At 69.9% G+C, this 12,981-nt stretch carries 12 protein-coding genes and 1 pseudogene; 3 read left to right on the top strand and 10 right to left on the bottom strand.

Annotation, left to right across the window (positions count from 1 at the left end):
* On the top strand, positions 1 to 1,085 hold a 1,085-nt coding region (locus ACWELJ_RS30070; RefSeq protein ID WP_452369482.1), incomplete at its 5' end, for an RNA polymerase sigma factor.
* Between the two features lie 146 nt (positions 1,086 to 1,231).
* On the top strand, positions 1,232 to 1,876 hold the full coding sequence (locus tag ACWELJ_RS30065) for a cysteine hydrolase family protein (protein WP_452369481.1): 645 nt from the start codon (positions 1,232 to 1,234) through the stop codon (positions 1,874 to 1,876).
* On the opposite strand, the gene ACWELJ_RS30060 is transcribed toward ACWELJ_RS30065, so the two are convergent.
* From ACWELJ_RS30060 to ACWELJ_RS30045, 4 genes are all read right to left on the bottom strand, one after another.
* Complete coding sequence (locus ACWELJ_RS30060; RefSeq protein ID WP_452369480.1) at positions 1,873 to 4,152, bottom strand: ATP-dependent DNA ligase; 2,280 nt, start codon at positions 4,150 to 4,152, stop codon at positions 1,873 to 1,875. The genes ACWELJ_RS30065 and ACWELJ_RS30060 overlap by 4 nt on opposite strands.
* A gap of 132 nt (positions 4,153 to 4,284) precedes the next feature.
* A complete protein-coding gene (locus ACWELJ_RS30055; RefSeq protein ID WP_452369483.1) occupies positions 4,285 to 4,560 on the bottom strand; it encodes an antitoxin in 276 nt (91 codons plus the stop codon).
* Positions 4,561 to 4,594: 34 nt separating this feature from the next.
* On the bottom strand, positions 4,595 to 5,716 hold the full coding sequence (locus ACWELJ_RS30050; protein WP_452369479.1) for an MBL fold metallo-hydrolase: 1,122 nt from the start codon (positions 5,714 to 5,716) through the stop codon (positions 4,595 to 4,597).
* Between the two features lie 41 nt (positions 5,717 to 5,757).
* Positions 5,758 to 6,483, bottom strand: coding sequence for an enoyl-CoA hydratase (locus ACWELJ_RS30045; RefSeq protein WP_452369478.1), 726 nt, complete (start codon positions 6,481 to 6,483; stop codon positions 5,758 to 5,760).
* 82 nt (positions 6,484 to 6,565) lie between these two features.
* Here ACWELJ_RS30045 and ACWELJ_RS30040 point away from each other — a divergent pair, with 82 nt between their 5' ends.
* Positions 6,566 to 7,708, top strand: a complete 1,143-nt coding sequence (locus ACWELJ_RS30040) for an NAD(P)-binding domain-containing protein (protein ID WP_452369477.1) — start codon at positions 6,566 to 6,568, stop codon at positions 7,706 to 7,708.
* 10 nt (positions 7,709 to 7,718) lie between these two features.
* Here the strand turns inward: ACWELJ_RS30040 and ACWELJ_RS30035 are convergent, their stop codons facing one another.
* From ACWELJ_RS30035 to ACWELJ_RS30010, 6 genes and pseudogenes are all read right to left on the bottom strand, one after another.
* Positions 7,719 to 8,579 (bottom strand): aldo/keto reductase, encoded by an 861-nt coding sequence (locus tag ACWELJ_RS30035; RefSeq protein ID WP_452369476.1) that lies wholly within the window; start codon positions 8,577 to 8,579, stop codon positions 7,719 to 7,721.
* A gap of 122 nt (positions 8,580 to 8,701) precedes the next feature.
* Complete coding sequence (locus ACWELJ_RS30030; RefSeq protein ID WP_452369475.1) at positions 8,702 to 10,246, bottom strand: carboxyl transferase domain-containing protein; 1,545 nt, start codon at positions 10,244 to 10,246, stop codon at positions 8,702 to 8,704.
* 25 nt (positions 10,247 to 10,271) lie between these two features.
* The gene (locus ACWELJ_RS30025; RefSeq protein WP_174391578.1) at positions 10,272 to 10,874 is read right to left on the bottom strand and encodes a GTP-binding protein; all 603 of its coding nucleotides are present in this window, start codon (positions 10,872 to 10,874) and stop codon (positions 10,272 to 10,274) included.
* On the bottom strand, positions 10,855 to 11,229 hold the full coding sequence (locus ACWELJ_RS30020; protein ID WP_033085504.1) for a DUF742 domain-containing protein: 375 nt from the start codon (positions 11,227 to 11,229) through the stop codon (positions 10,855 to 10,857). Before ACWELJ_RS30020 ends, ACWELJ_RS30025 begins: the two co-directional genes overlap by 20 nt.
* A 7-nt stretch (positions 11,230 to 11,236) precedes the next feature.
* Complete coding sequence (locus ACWELJ_RS30015; RefSeq protein WP_029930951.1) at positions 11,237 to 11,650, bottom strand: roadblock/LC7 domain-containing protein; 414 nt, start codon at positions 11,648 to 11,650, stop codon at positions 11,237 to 11,239.
* Positions 11,647 to 12,981: pseudogene (locus tag ACWELJ_RS30010) on the bottom strand (sensor histidine kinase); the annotation flags it as partial. The gene ACWELJ_RS30015 and the pseudogene ACWELJ_RS30010, both read right to left, overlap by 4 nt.

Raw genomic sequence — 12,981 nt, 5'->3', positions numbered from 1 at the left:
GAGTCCGAGTCCAGCCCGGGCTCCTCCAGCGCGGGCGGCAGCTTGCCCAGCACCCGCCGCACTTCCTCGCCCGGGAACTGGGTGAGGGCGGCGCGGCCACGGGCGGGCCGGTCGCGGACGGGTCCGGCGCGGAACCGCTCTGGGATCCGGATCAGATCGACGACGATGTGCTGGCGCTCATGTTCGTGTCCTGCCACCCGATCCTGTCCCGGGAGGCGCGGGTCGCGCTGACCCTGCGCGTGGTCGGCGGTCTGTCCAGCGACGAGATCGCCAGGGCCTGCCTGATTCCGACGGCGACCGTGCAGGCGCGGATCACGCGGGCGAAGAAGACCCTGGCCGCGGCGCGGGTTCCGTTCGCGGTGCCGGCCGCAGACGAACGGGCGGCCCGGCTGGGTTCGGTCCTCAATGTGGTCTACGTGATCTTCACCGAGGGCTCGTCGGCCACCTCCGGCGCCGACCTCATTCGCCTGGACCTCGCCGCCGAGGCCCAGCGCCTGGCCCGCGTGCTGGCCCGGCTGGTTCCGGCCGAACCCGAGGTCCACGGCCTACTGGCCTTGCTGGAGCTGACCGCCGCGCGGTTCCCCGCCCGGATCGCGGCCGACGGGCGGCCGGTCCCGCTGGACCGGCAGGATCGCAGGCGCTGGGACCGGGCCGGGATCGGCCGCGGCCGGGCCGCGCTGGACCGCGCCGCCGCCATCGGGCGCGGGCTCGGCGCGTACGGTCTGCAGGCCGCGATCGCCGAATGCCATGCCGTCGCCACATCCGTCGAGGGCACCGACTGGGATCGCATCGTGCTGCTCTACGAGGCGCTGGGCAGGCTCGCCCCGTCCCCGATCGTGGAACTCAATCGCGCGGTCGCGGTCTGTATGGCGTACGGTCCGGCGGCCGCGCTCGCGATCGTCGACGAGCTCGGAGCGACGGCGGCACTGGCCGATTCACGTCTGTTGCCGACGGTCCGCGGTGAACTGCTCGCCAAGCTGGGCCGCCGCGCGGAGGCCCGCGCCGAGTTCGAGCGCGCGATCGCGCTGTGCGGCAACGACGGCGAACGCGCCCTGCTCGAAGACAAACTGGCCGAGGTGAATTGACTCAGCCCTGATGTCGCCGGTCGATGAGGTCGGCGAAGATGCGGGTGACGCGGTCGGTGAGGGCTTCCGGAGTGGTGTCCGGCGCCCTTCCGCACAGGCGTAGGGTGGCGAAAGAGGGTGGGGCGGAAAGCGATTGCGGAGGGCTTATGCGGCGCGGCAACGGTGTGGAGATTCCGGAGACGCTCGAGGATGTGTGCGCACCGGACAAGATGGCGGTCATCGTGTACGACATGCAGGCCGGGGTGCTCGGCCAGCTCGAGGACGGTCCGGCGATCACCGAGCGCGTCGTGCGGGTGGTCGAGGCCGCGCGGCGCGGCGGCTACCCGGTGATCTTCCTGCGGCACTTCTTCCTGCCCAAGCGGCTCATGGGCAGCTTCGCCATGCGGATGGCGATGAGCTGGCAGGGCAAGGACTCGATCGAGGACGTGGTCCCGATCCTGCAGCGCGACACCCCGGGCTTCGAGCTGGTGCCGGAACTGCGGCCGCGGGAGGGCGAAGTCGTCTTCGACAAGACGTCGATGTCGGCGTTCGAGGGCACCCCGCTCGCCTCGACCCTGCGTGACCTCGGGATCGGGGCCTACGCCATCGTCGGTGTCGCGCTGGAGATCGGGATCGCGCCGACGGTGTCCCACTCCACCGATCTCGGCTTCGTGCCGGTCGTCGTCCGCGACGGGGTCGGCGGGCGCGACGAGCCCGGCAAGCAGCGCGCCTGGGCGGACTTCGAATTCCAGGGGCACGCCATCGTCACCGACTCCGACAGCCTGATTCCGCTGCTGGAGAAGTCGAGCTAGTCGGAGCCGGGGATCCAGGCCGGGTGCCACAGGCGGCCGGTCTCGGTCCAGTTCTGGAAGCGGACCATGCCCGTGAGTTTCGGCGTCACCCAGACCGCGTCGCGGCGCTCGTCGGCGGTGAGCTCGTTGTCGAACGGGCTGGTCTTGCGTTCCAGCCGGCGCAGGCGGTCGGCGAGATCGCTCATCTCCTGCTCGCTGAAACCGGTGCCGACCCGGCCCAGGTAGTACAGCTCGCCCTGATGCGGGACGCCGACCAGCAGGGACGCGAACTGCCGCGCCTCCGAACGCCGGTAGCCGCCGATCACCACCGACAGCGTCCGCCAATTGCGGGTCTTGATCCAGGACTGGCCACGGCGGCCCGGGAGATAGACCGAGTCGCGCCGCTTGGCGACCACGCCCTCCATGCCGTGCTCCTGGCTGTAGCGCAGCGCGTCCGCGCCCGAACCCCGCAGCAGCGACGGAACGAGCAGCGAACGCGCTTGCCCGGCAAGGGCTTCCAGGACGCGCCGCCGATCGTCGTAGCGTTTGCGGATCAGCGATGTGCCGTCCAGGTAGAGCAGGTCGAAGGCCAGGAAGACCGCGCGGCCCGAATCCGCGCGCAGCAGGCCGAGATTCGCGCCGCCGTGATCGTCGAAGACCACCGCCTCGCCGTCGAGCACCGCGGCATGGCCGGACAGTTCCTCGCCGAGCACGGCCAGGCCGGGGTACTTCCCGGTGACGACATGCCCGGCGCGGCTGTGCAGGGTCACCGCGCCGTCCTCGATCTCGGCGATCAGCCGGAAGCCGTCCCACTTGGTCTCGAACGCCCATTGTTTCGCGTCGAGGGTGGTCACGTCACCGGCGGTGGCCAGCATCGGCATGACACCGCGCGGCAGGGGCGCGGGCGCGCGCGGCGTCGAGACCGCCTGCGCCCCCGCGTCTTCCGGCTGCTTTCCGTTATCTCCCGGCGGCGTCTGGTCCTTCATCAGGTGCATGAGCCACTGATTGCCGTTGGTCTGGATCAGCGCGTACCGCCCGGTCAGCCGCTGCCCGCGCAGCCACACGATGACCTCGTCGTCGCGCCACTTCTCGGTCTCGTAGGTGCCGGTATCCCAGATGGTCATCTCGCCGCCGCCGTACTCGCCCTTGGGGATGGTCCCGTGGAAGGTGAGGTACTCGATCGGATGATCCTCGGTGTGCACGGCCAGCCGGTTCTCGCCGGTATCGGTGGGCGGGCCCTTGGGCACCGCCCAGGAGGCGAGCACGCCGTCGCGCTCCAGGCGGACGTCCCAGTGCAGCCGGCGGGCGTGATGTTCCTGCACCACGAACCGATCGCCCGGACCGACATCGGGCGCACCCGCCGGAACCGGTTCGGGGGTGCGGCCCGGATCGCGCAGGGAACGATAGGTGCCGAGCCGATCCGGTTCCGGCGGCGGACCGTCCAATCCGGCGAGCAGATCGCCGTCGTCCTCGAAGCGGCGCAGCACCTCGTCGAAGGTCAAGTGCCGCAGTTTCTTCGGCTTCTCGAGCTCCGCCCACGCGCGCGGCGCGGCCACCCACGGCTGGGCGCGCCCGCGCAGCGAGTACGGCGCGATGGTGGTCTTGGCCGGATTGTTCTGGCTCCAATCCAGGAAGACCTTGCCCCCACGGGCCGATTTGGCCATGGTGGCGGTCACCAGTTCGGGCCGCAGCTGTTGCAGGTTGGTGGCGACCTGCTTGGCCACCGCGGACGCCCCGTTCGGGCCGAGTTTGCGGTCCAGCGGCACGTAGATGTGAATTCCCTTGGAGCCGCTGGTGACCGGGAACGCCGTCAATCCCACCTCGCGCACCACATCGCGGAGGATGAGCGCCACCTCGGCGCACTGCGCGAGCCCCGCGCCCGGTCCGGGGTCCAGGTCGAAGACCAGGCGGGTGATGTCGCCGACCTCGGCACCGGCGAAACGCCATTGCGGCACATGCAGTTCCAGGGCGGCCTGCTGCCCGAGCCAGGCCAGGCCGGCGACATTGTCGATGAGCGGATAGGTCACCGGCCGGTCGGAATGTTGAACGGTGCGCCGTTCCAACCACTTCGGCGCGTGCTCGGCCAGATTCTTCTCGAAGAACGACTGCTCGTCCACCCCGTTCGGCCACCGCTTCCGGGTCACCGGCCGCTGCGCGATATGCGGCAGCAGGGCCTCGGCGACAGCGGTGAAATAGTCGATGACCTCACCTTTGGTGGTCCCGGTGGCCGGGTACAGCACCTTGTCGAGGTTGGTCAGCCCAACCTCGATACCCCCGAAATCCCTGCGGGACCCCATAACAGCAGTCTAGGTCCGGGTGGCCGCGATTTCCCGCAACCTGGAATGCCCGCGAAAAGCCAACGGGCCGTTCAGGTCAGCGACGGAGCATCCCCGCCACTCCCGAACGGCCCGCGGAACGACCGGTCGGAACTAGGCCGGAGGCTGCTCGCCCTCCGCGGGGGCCGGCGCCGCTTCCGGCTCCGGGGCGGGTTCGGCCGCCGGGGCCTGGGCCGCGGCTTCGGCGGGCGCGTCGGGCTGCAGGGCGTTCTTGACCGCCTCCGTGCCCTTGTCGATGTGGGAGGAGTACTTCCCCCCGGTCTTCTCGTCGACGAAGCTGCCGGCCTTGTCGACCGCCTGCTCAACCTTCTCGGCGTTCTGGGCCGCCATATCCTTGCCCTTGCCGACCAAGCCCTTGAGCGTGTCCATGAGACTCACAGCCTGCTCCTTCACTCTCGGTCCGTTATTGGCGAACATCTTCCCACCACGAATCCCGTGGTGGGAGGCCAATCGGGTCGATCCGCTCACCCGGCTTCGGCACGGCGATGCGTGTCCTGGCCGCCTCCGCCGCCTCGACCAGTCGCCGCACCGGCTCCGACCAGCCGTGGAAGGCCAGATTGAAGGTGGCCCAGTGAATCGGCACCAACAGCCCGAAGCCCGCGTCGCCGACACACAGATCGGCGTGGGCGCGCACCGCCTCCTCCGGGTTCATGTGCACATCCGGCCAGTGCCGGTCATAGGCGCCGATGGGCAGCAGGGTCAGGTCGAACGGGCCCAGCCGCGCGCCCGCCTCCGCGAACGCCTTCGTGTAACCGGTGTCGCCGCCGAAGTAGACCCGGCGGGTCGGGCCCGCGATGGACCACGACGCCCACAGCGTGGTGTTGCGCACCAGGCCGCGACCGGAGAAGTGCCGCGCCTCCGAACAGGTGATCACCAGGTCCGTGCCGTCGCCGCGATCACGCCGCAGCTCCGACAGCGAAACCGAGGCGGCCCAATCCAATTCGACGATCCGATGCTCGGGCACCGACCAGTGCCGCAGATGCGCGCCGATGCCGACGGGCACGATGAAGACACAGTCCTGGCCCTCGACCAGCGCGGTCACGGTGTCGCGGTCCAGATGGTCGTAGTGGTCGTGGGAGATGAGCACCGCGTCCAGCGCCGGCAACGCCGACAGCGGCGACGGCACCGGATGCAGGCGGGCCGGGCCCACCAGCGGCGACGGTGACACCCGCTCGCTCCACACCGGATCGGCCAGCACCCGGTAGCCGTCCACCTCGACCAGGCAGGTCGCGTGCCCGTACCAGGTCACCGCCAGCTCCCCGGCCTGCTCGGGCAGCTCCGGCGTCACCAGCGGGATAGTCCCGGACGGGCGGCCGTTATTGCGCTGGGTGGCCAGCTGGTAGAGCAGCTCCAGCGGGGAACCGCTGAGCTGACTGCTCGGTTCGGTGTTGTGGAACTGCCGATTGCGATAGGTGGTCGCCCCGCGCGCGGTCGGCGCGATCGCCGACATCGACGCACCCATGGCCGAGGGAATCCCCCATGCCGCCCGAACCACCCAGGAAAGACCGAAAGCGCCCGCTGCCATACCCACCAGTCTCCGCGCATTCTCTCGCGCGCGCTGCCCGTTCATCGGCCCTCGAACTTCGCGGGCCGCTTCTCCTGGCGAGCCGCGCGCGCCTCCTGCGCGTCGGCGCTCTGCCAGGCGGCGTCCAGGGCAGCGCTCTGCGCGGCGGTATCGGGACCGCGGGTGTCGTCGTCGTTGAAGACCAGCTTCAGATGCCGCAGCGACAGCGGCGCGAGTTCGGCGATCTGCTTGGCCCAGGCCTGCGCGTCGGCCAGAGTTCCGATCTTGTTGGCGAAGCCGAAGTGATAGGCGTCCGCGGCGGGAACCCGCTCGGCGCCCAGCAGAATCGTGCGCGCCGGACCGGCGCCGATCAGCGACGACAGCCTGCGCACGGTCCAACGGTCAACGGAGATACCGAGTTTCGCGGCCGGGACCGCGATGAACGAATCCGGCGACATCACACGTAGGTCCGAGGCCAGGGCTAGTTGCACGCCCGCGCCCAGCGCCCCGCCGTTGATCGCGGCGATCACCGGCACCGGAATGGTCTCGATGGTGCGCAGCATGGCCAGCAGGCCGGTCAGGAAGCTGTCCGAATACACCCCGTCCAGGTCGGCGCCCGCGCTGAAGATCGGCCCCTGACCGGTCAGCACGATCACCCGGGCCGACGTCGCGGCCTCCTCGAGGGCCGCGCGCAAGCGGCCGATCAGCTCCTCGTTCAGGGCGTTCCGGCGATCCGGACGCTGCAGTTCGATGGTCACGACCTCGCCATCGCGGCTGACTCCGAGCATCTGTCCCTTCCCCACTGTCCACACTCACCAGGTGCCTAACCCATGATCGGTTCTCACTCTAGGTGCGCGTACCGTCGGGTCCGTGACCGCAACACCCGATGTCGACATCCTGGTGATCGGCGCGGGACAGGCCGGGCTGTCGGTCGGCTATCACCTGCGCAGACTGGGCCTGCGGCCCGAACAGGACTTCCTCATCGTCGACCACTCCCCCGGTGCGGGCGGCGCCTGGCAGTTCCGGTGGCCGTCACTGACATTGAGCACCGTCAACCGGGTGCACGACCTGCCGGGCATGTCCTTCGCGGAGACCCTGCCCGACGGCTCCGAGAACGCGCGGGCCGCCACCGCCGTACCGCACTACTTCGAGCTCTACGAGAAGCGCTTCGACCTGCGCGTGCACCGGCCGATCTCGGTCACCGTGGTGTGCGACCGCGCCACCGCCGCCACCTGCCCGAATCAGCAGGTCGACGGGCTGCTGCACGCCGAACTGAACCCGGGCGCGACGGTGCGCGCCCGGGGACTGGTCAATGCCACCGGCACCTGGGACAAGCCGTTCATCCCCTACTACCGGGGCGCGGAGACCTTCGCCGGACGCCAGCTGCACGCCCACGACTACCGTGCCGCAACGGAATTCGACGGCCAACACGTCGTGATCGTCGGCGGCGGGATCACGGCCGTCCAACTGCTGGACGAGATCTCGCAGGTCACCGGCACCACCTGGGTGACCCGCCGCGAACCCGTCTTCCGCTCCGGGCAATTCGCGCCCGAGGACGGCCGGGCCGCGGTGGCGATGGTGGAAGACCGTGTCCGGCGCGGACTTCCACCCGGCTCGGTGGTGTCGGTGACCGGGCTGCCCGAGGACGCTCGGGTGCGGGCCATGCGCGCCCGCGGGGCGCTGGAACGGCGACCGCTGTTCGACCACATCGAACCCGACGGCGTCCGCTGGGCCGACGGCACCTTCCAGCACGCCGACGTCATCCTGTGGGCCACCGGATTCCGCAGCGCCCTCGACCATCTGGCCCCGCTGCGACTGCGCGGGCCCGGCGGCGGCATCACCATGGGCGGCCGCCTCGCCACCCGGGTCGAAGCCGATCCGCGCATCCACCTGATCGGCTACGGGCCCTCGGCCAGCACCATCGGCGCGAACCGCGCGGGCCGGGCGGCCGCCGTCGAACTGACCTCGTATCTGGGCATTCCGACCCACCCGACCGCCGACCCGCAGAGCTGAGCGCGCGAGGTCAGACGGGCGCGTCCATATCGAAGAGGTCCGGGTCGCCGCCCTGCCGGGCGCCCTTGTCCAGACCGGCGATCTGGGTCATCTCCCGGCCGGTCAGCTCGAAGTCGAAGACCGCCAGATTCTCCGCCATCCGCGACGGGGTGTTCGACTTCGGGATGGCCACGTTCCCCAGCTGCATGTGCCAGCGCAGGATGATCTGCGCCGGCGTCCGGCCCAGCTTGTCGGCCAGCGCGATGATCACCGAATCGTTGAACTCCGCGCCCCGGCCCAGCGGACTCCACGCCTCGGTCACGATGCCGTGCGCGGCGTGGAAGGCGCGCAGCTCCGACTGGGCGTAATACGGGTGCAGCTCAACCTGATTGATGGCGGGCACCTCACCGGTCTCGGCCATCACCCGCTCCAGGTGCGCCCGGGTGAAATTGGAGACGCCGATGGAGACCACCCGGCCCTGCCGCTTCAGCGCCTGCAGCGCCCGGAAGGTGTCGACGTAGAGGTCCGCGGCGGGCACCGGCCAATGGATGAGGAACAGGTCGATGGTGTCCAGGCCCAGCCGCTTGGCGCTGGCGTCGAAGGCGCGCAGGGTGGCGTCGTAGCCGTGGTCGGCGTTCCACAGCTTGGTGGTGACGAACACCTCGTCGCGGGGCAGCCCGGACTCGTGGACGGCGCGGCCCACTTCCTCCTCGTTGCCGTAGAAGGCGGCGGTGTCGAGACTGCGGTAACCGAGTTCGAGCGCCTTCGCGATGGTGCCGACCGCGTCGTCGCCGTCGACCTTGTAGACGCCGAACCCCAGTTTGGGCATCACCTGGCCGTCACTGAGCACGATCGCTGGAATGTCGCTGGCCTCGAACCGGTACGTCACCATGTCGAAGTTAGAAGCGCAGGTCCACGGCGTCAACCGAGTGCTCTATACCGAAATCTCCGTGTCGAGCCCCCACGGCAGCAAATAGACAGCTTCGCACAGGTTCGACGTGACGAGAACTACGTTCACAGCCCCAGCCGCCGATAGCGCAGGTGCCGGGCGGCGAGCAGCTCCGCCGGGGAACGAGCGGTCAGACCGGCCAGTTCGCCCGCGATTGCCTCCACCATGCGCAGCGCGAAATCCGCCGGCTCCTCGGCGGCGTCCGGGTATTCGTGCACGATCCGGTCCACGATGCCGTCGGACCGGAGGTCCACCGCCCGAATCCGCTGGGCGGCGGCCAGTTCCGGGGCATGCCAGGTGTCACGGTGGACGATCTCGCTCGCACCCTCCGGCGGCAAGGGGGCCAGCCAGCCGTTGGCGGCGGCCAGCACCCGATCGGCGGGCAGCAGGGCCAGCGCGCCACCACCCGTGCCCTGACCCAGCAGCACCGAGACCGTCGGGGTGTCCAGGGTGACGAGATCGGCGATGCAGCGGGCGATCTCGGGGGCCAGGCCGCGCTCCTCCGCCTCCCGGGACAGCGACGCGCCCGCGGTATCGATCACCAGGACCAGGGGGACGCGCAGTTCGGCGGCCAGATGCATGCTGCGCCGCGCCTCCCGCAACGCCGCCGGGCCCATGGTGTGCTCCGGCGACTGACCGGCGCGGTCATGGCCGAACACGACGCAGGGCTGACCCCGGAACCGGGCCAGGGCGTGCACCACCGTGCGGTCCAGCTCGCCTTGTCCGGTGCCGGACAACGGAACCCGGTCGGTGACGTGGCGCAGCAACTCCCGAATCCCCGGACGATCCCCGCGCCGGGAGATCAGCACCGTCTGCCAGGCGTGCACCTCGGCCGTGTCCAGCACCGCGACGCCGCCGCGCTCCTGCGGACCGGCCAGGAACGCACCCGCCCCGAGCGCGGGCGGCGTTGCGTCAGTAGGCTTTTCGGGCAGCGGGGCCGGACCGTCGCACAACACCGTGAGCGCCCGATGCACGATGCGCCGAAACACCGATACCGGCACCACACCGTCGATAACACCGTTGCGGTAAAGGTTTTCGGCCGTCTGCACACCTTCGGGGAACGGCTTCCCGTACAGCGCCCGGTAGACCCGCGGCCCCAGAAAGCCGACCAGCGCCCCCGGTTCGGCGAATGTCATGTGCCCCAACGAACCCCACGACGCGAACACCCCGCCCATGGTCGGATCGCGCAGATACACCAGATACGGATGCCCCGCGGCCTTGTGCACGGCCAGCGCCCCCGCGACCTTCACCATCTGCACGAAAGCGACTGTGCCCTCCTGCATTCGGGTACCGCCGGAGGTCGGCGAGGCGAGCAGCGGCAGACCCAGTTCGGTCGCGCGCTCCACCGCGGACACGATCCGCTCGGCGGCGGCCACCCCGATCGAACCCGCGAGAAACGCGAACTCGCACGCGATCACGGCGACCCGCCGTCCGCGCAGCAACCCCTCCCCGGTGAGCACCGCTTCATCGGTGCCCGCCGTTGCCGCGGCAGCCAGCAAATCCTCGCGATACCTCGGCGACGCCGCCACCGGCACCGGTGGCCGATCCCAGCCCACGAAGGAACCGGGATCCAGCAATTCGCCGAGCAACTCCCGCGCCGTGATCGTCACGGCGCGAGCTTATAGCCTGCGCGGGTCAGTAACCCTGAACGACCTTGCGCAGGGCGTATTCGGTGACCGCGACCAGAGCCTGCTTCACCGGCTCCCGGCGACGGGCGTCGATCGAGAGGATCGGCACGTCCGCGGGCACCGCCAGCGCCTGGCGGATGTCCTCCACCGGATACCGTGGCGCATCATCGAATTCGTTGATGGCCACCAGGAAGGGTAGGTTGCGCGCCTCGAAGTAGTCGACGGCGGCGAAACTGTCCTCCAGCCGGCGGGTGTCGACCAGCACCACCGCGCCGATGGCGCCCTTGATCAGGTCGTCCCACATGAACCAGAAGCGGTACTGGCCCGGCGTACCGAACAGGTACAGCACCAGGTCATCGGCCAGGCTGATGCGGCCGAAGTCCATGGCCACCGTGGTGGTGGCCTTCGACGGGACACCGGTCAGGGAGTCCACGCCGACACTGGCATTGGTCACCAACGCCTCGGTGCGCAGCGGAACGATCTCCGACACGGCACCGACCAGGGTGGTCTTGCCGACACCGAAACCACCGGCCACGACGATCTTGGCCGACGTGGGCTTGCTGGTGCGCGTGTCGACCTGTGTCGTCGAATCAAATACGCCGGAGTCCACTGAGAACCCTTTCGATCAGCTCGCGACGTTCATCGTCGCTGGAATCGTCTTTCAAAGTCGCCGATACCCGCACATGGCCGGCATCGATGAGGTCAGCGACCAGCACCCGCGCGACCCCGAGCGGGATGCCCAGACGCGCGGCCACCTCGGCAACCGACGGCGATTCTCTGCACAACTCCACGATTGACGTCTCGATGTTGGTGAGTTCGAACTGCCGCTCGAGGGCGACCGGATGCGATGCGACGAGCGCCTCCAAGGCGAGCTCCACCTTCGGCCGGGTGCGACCGGCCGTCAGTGAATAGGGGCGAACCAGGCTCGGTTCGGCGCTCCCAACGCGTTCGTTGTCTATGTCCATCCCGCCATCAGGAACCCATCGTGACGCGAGGTGTGGCCTGAACCGTCTGGCCCACTCGCTCGACCAACAACGCCATTTCGTATCCGACCTGACCGATGTCACACGAGGTGTTGGTCAGGACCGCCAGATACGAGCCGTCACCGACAGCCATGAGCAGCAGGTAGCCGTGTTCCATCTCGACCACCGACTGCAAAACGGTGCCGCCCTCGAACAAGTTCGAGACACCGACCGAGAGGCTCGCGAGCCCCGCGGTCACAGCGGACAGCTGTTCGGCGCGGTCCACGGGCAGCTGCGCGCTCGCGGCCATCAGCAGGCCGTCAGCGGATACCAGGACCGCGTGCGCAACGCCGGGAACCTCATTGGCGAAGTTCGAAACCAGCCAATCCAGCTGACGCTTCGTACCACCTAGATCGGGGTTCATCGGTCTCCTTTATCTCCGGTTAGGTTCATAGCTTGCATCGCGCGGCCGTCCCGGACGCCCTTCTGATGGCGGCTCAGACTCGACCTGATGGATTCTGGGTCGCGGTGGGCCGCCTTGTCAGCGTTTCCGTTCACACCGCCGGGCACAAGTCGGTTACCCGGATCACGTTGCGGCAGACCCGCCGCCGTCCGCCGCTCCGGTGCGGCCTGGCTGACCCGCTGCGCGGCCTGCCAGCCCTCGTCGCCCGGTGATTCGAAGGACGAGGCCACCTGGGACCGGTCGGCGTTCGGATCGGAGAGCCACGCCGACATCATCTCCGCGAAGATCGGCGTGCCGCCCATGATCGAGTCACCGGGGGCGTCCGTCGGCTGCAGACGCGTCTGGAAGAACGAGGCCGCCTTGGCCGGGTTCGACCGGAAGCTGTGGCGTCCTGGCTCCTTGACGCCGTCATCACCGCGCTGCGGCAGACCGACACCCGGAATCGGGGACGGGCGCTGCGGCAACACCGAACCCGGATCCCGCTGCGGCAGACCGGTAGCGCCACGCTGAGGCAGGCCGCCGTCGCGCAGCGGCAGCGGATCGTTCAACGGATCCCGCTGCGGGAGCGGACCACTCAGCGGATCACGCTGAGTCAGGCCACCCGAGAGCGAATCGGCACCCGTGGCGGCCGGGCGCTGCGGCTGACCCGCACCCGGACCACGCTGCGGTAGACCATTTCCGGCATCCCGCTGCGGCAGGCCGTTCGGGCCACGCTGCGGCAGACCACCACCGGCGGCGGCGCCACCGTCACGCTGCGGCAGACCGCCCGCGGACGGATCACGCTGGGGCAGACCACCGGCGGCAGGACCGCTGTCCCGCTGGGGCAGACCACCCGGACCGCGCTGCGCCGGGCCACCGTCGCGCGGGGCGAGACCGTCCCGCGGACGCAGACCCTGCTTGTCCGAATCCTGTGCGGCAAGACCATTGGACCCGTCGCGCTGCGGCGCGGCACCGCGCTGCGGCGCTCCACCTCCCAGCGCTTGGCCGCCGGGCGCTCCCGGACCACGCTGCGGAGCGCCATTGGCACCGGGCTGACGGGTCGGCAGACCACCCGCGGCCGGATCACGCGGCGGCAGACCGCCCGCGGCGGAGTCACGCTGCGGCAGACCACCAGAAGCCGAATCACGCTGCGGCAGACCCGAATCACGCTGCGGCAGACCGGAGTCACGCTGGGGCAGACCCGAGTCACGCTGCGGGAGACCACCACCGGCGGCGGCGCCACCGTCACGCTGCGGCAGACCGCCCGCGGACGGATCACGCTGGGGCAGACCACCGGCGGCAGGACCGCTGTC

The organism is Nocardia sp. NPDC004582 (assembly GCF_053602115.1).
This window is presented reverse-complemented; position numbering and strand designations above follow the sequence as displayed.

What these genes read in the sequence shown, in the direction of transcription:
- ACWELJ_RS30065 (WP_452369481.1), top strand. Translation starts at nt 1,232, where the DNA reads ATGCGGCGCGGCAACGGTGTGGAGATTCCGGAGACGCTCGAGGATGTG.
- ACWELJ_RS30060 (WP_452369480.1), bottom strand. Translation starts at nt 4,152, where the DNA reads ATGGGGTCCCGCAGGGATTTCGGGGGTATCGAGGTTGGGCTGACCAAC.
- ACWELJ_RS30055 (WP_452369483.1), bottom strand. Translation starts at nt 4,560, where the DNA reads ATGGACACGCTCAAGGGCTTGGTCGGCAAGGGCAAGGATATGGCGGCC.
- ACWELJ_RS30050 (WP_452369479.1), bottom strand. Translation starts at nt 5,716, where the DNA reads ATGGCAGCGGGCGCTTTCGGTCTTTCCTGGGTGGTTCGGGCGGCATGG.
- ACWELJ_RS30045 (WP_452369478.1), bottom strand. Translation starts at nt 6,483, where the DNA reads ATGCTCGGAGTCAGCCGCGATGGCGAGGTCGTGACCATCGAACTGCAG.
- ACWELJ_RS30035 (WP_452369476.1), bottom strand. Translation starts at nt 8,579, where the DNA reads ATGGTGACGTACCGGTTCGAGGCCAGCGACATTCCAGCGATCGTGCTC.
- ACWELJ_RS30020 (WP_033085504.1), bottom strand. Translation starts at nt 11,229, where the DNA reads ATGGACATAGACAACGAACGCGTTGGGAGCGCCGAACCGAGCCTGGTT.
- ACWELJ_RS30015 (WP_029930951.1), bottom strand. Translation starts at nt 11,650, where the DNA reads ATGAACCCCGATCTAGGTGGTACGAAGCGTCAGCTGGATTGGCTGGTT.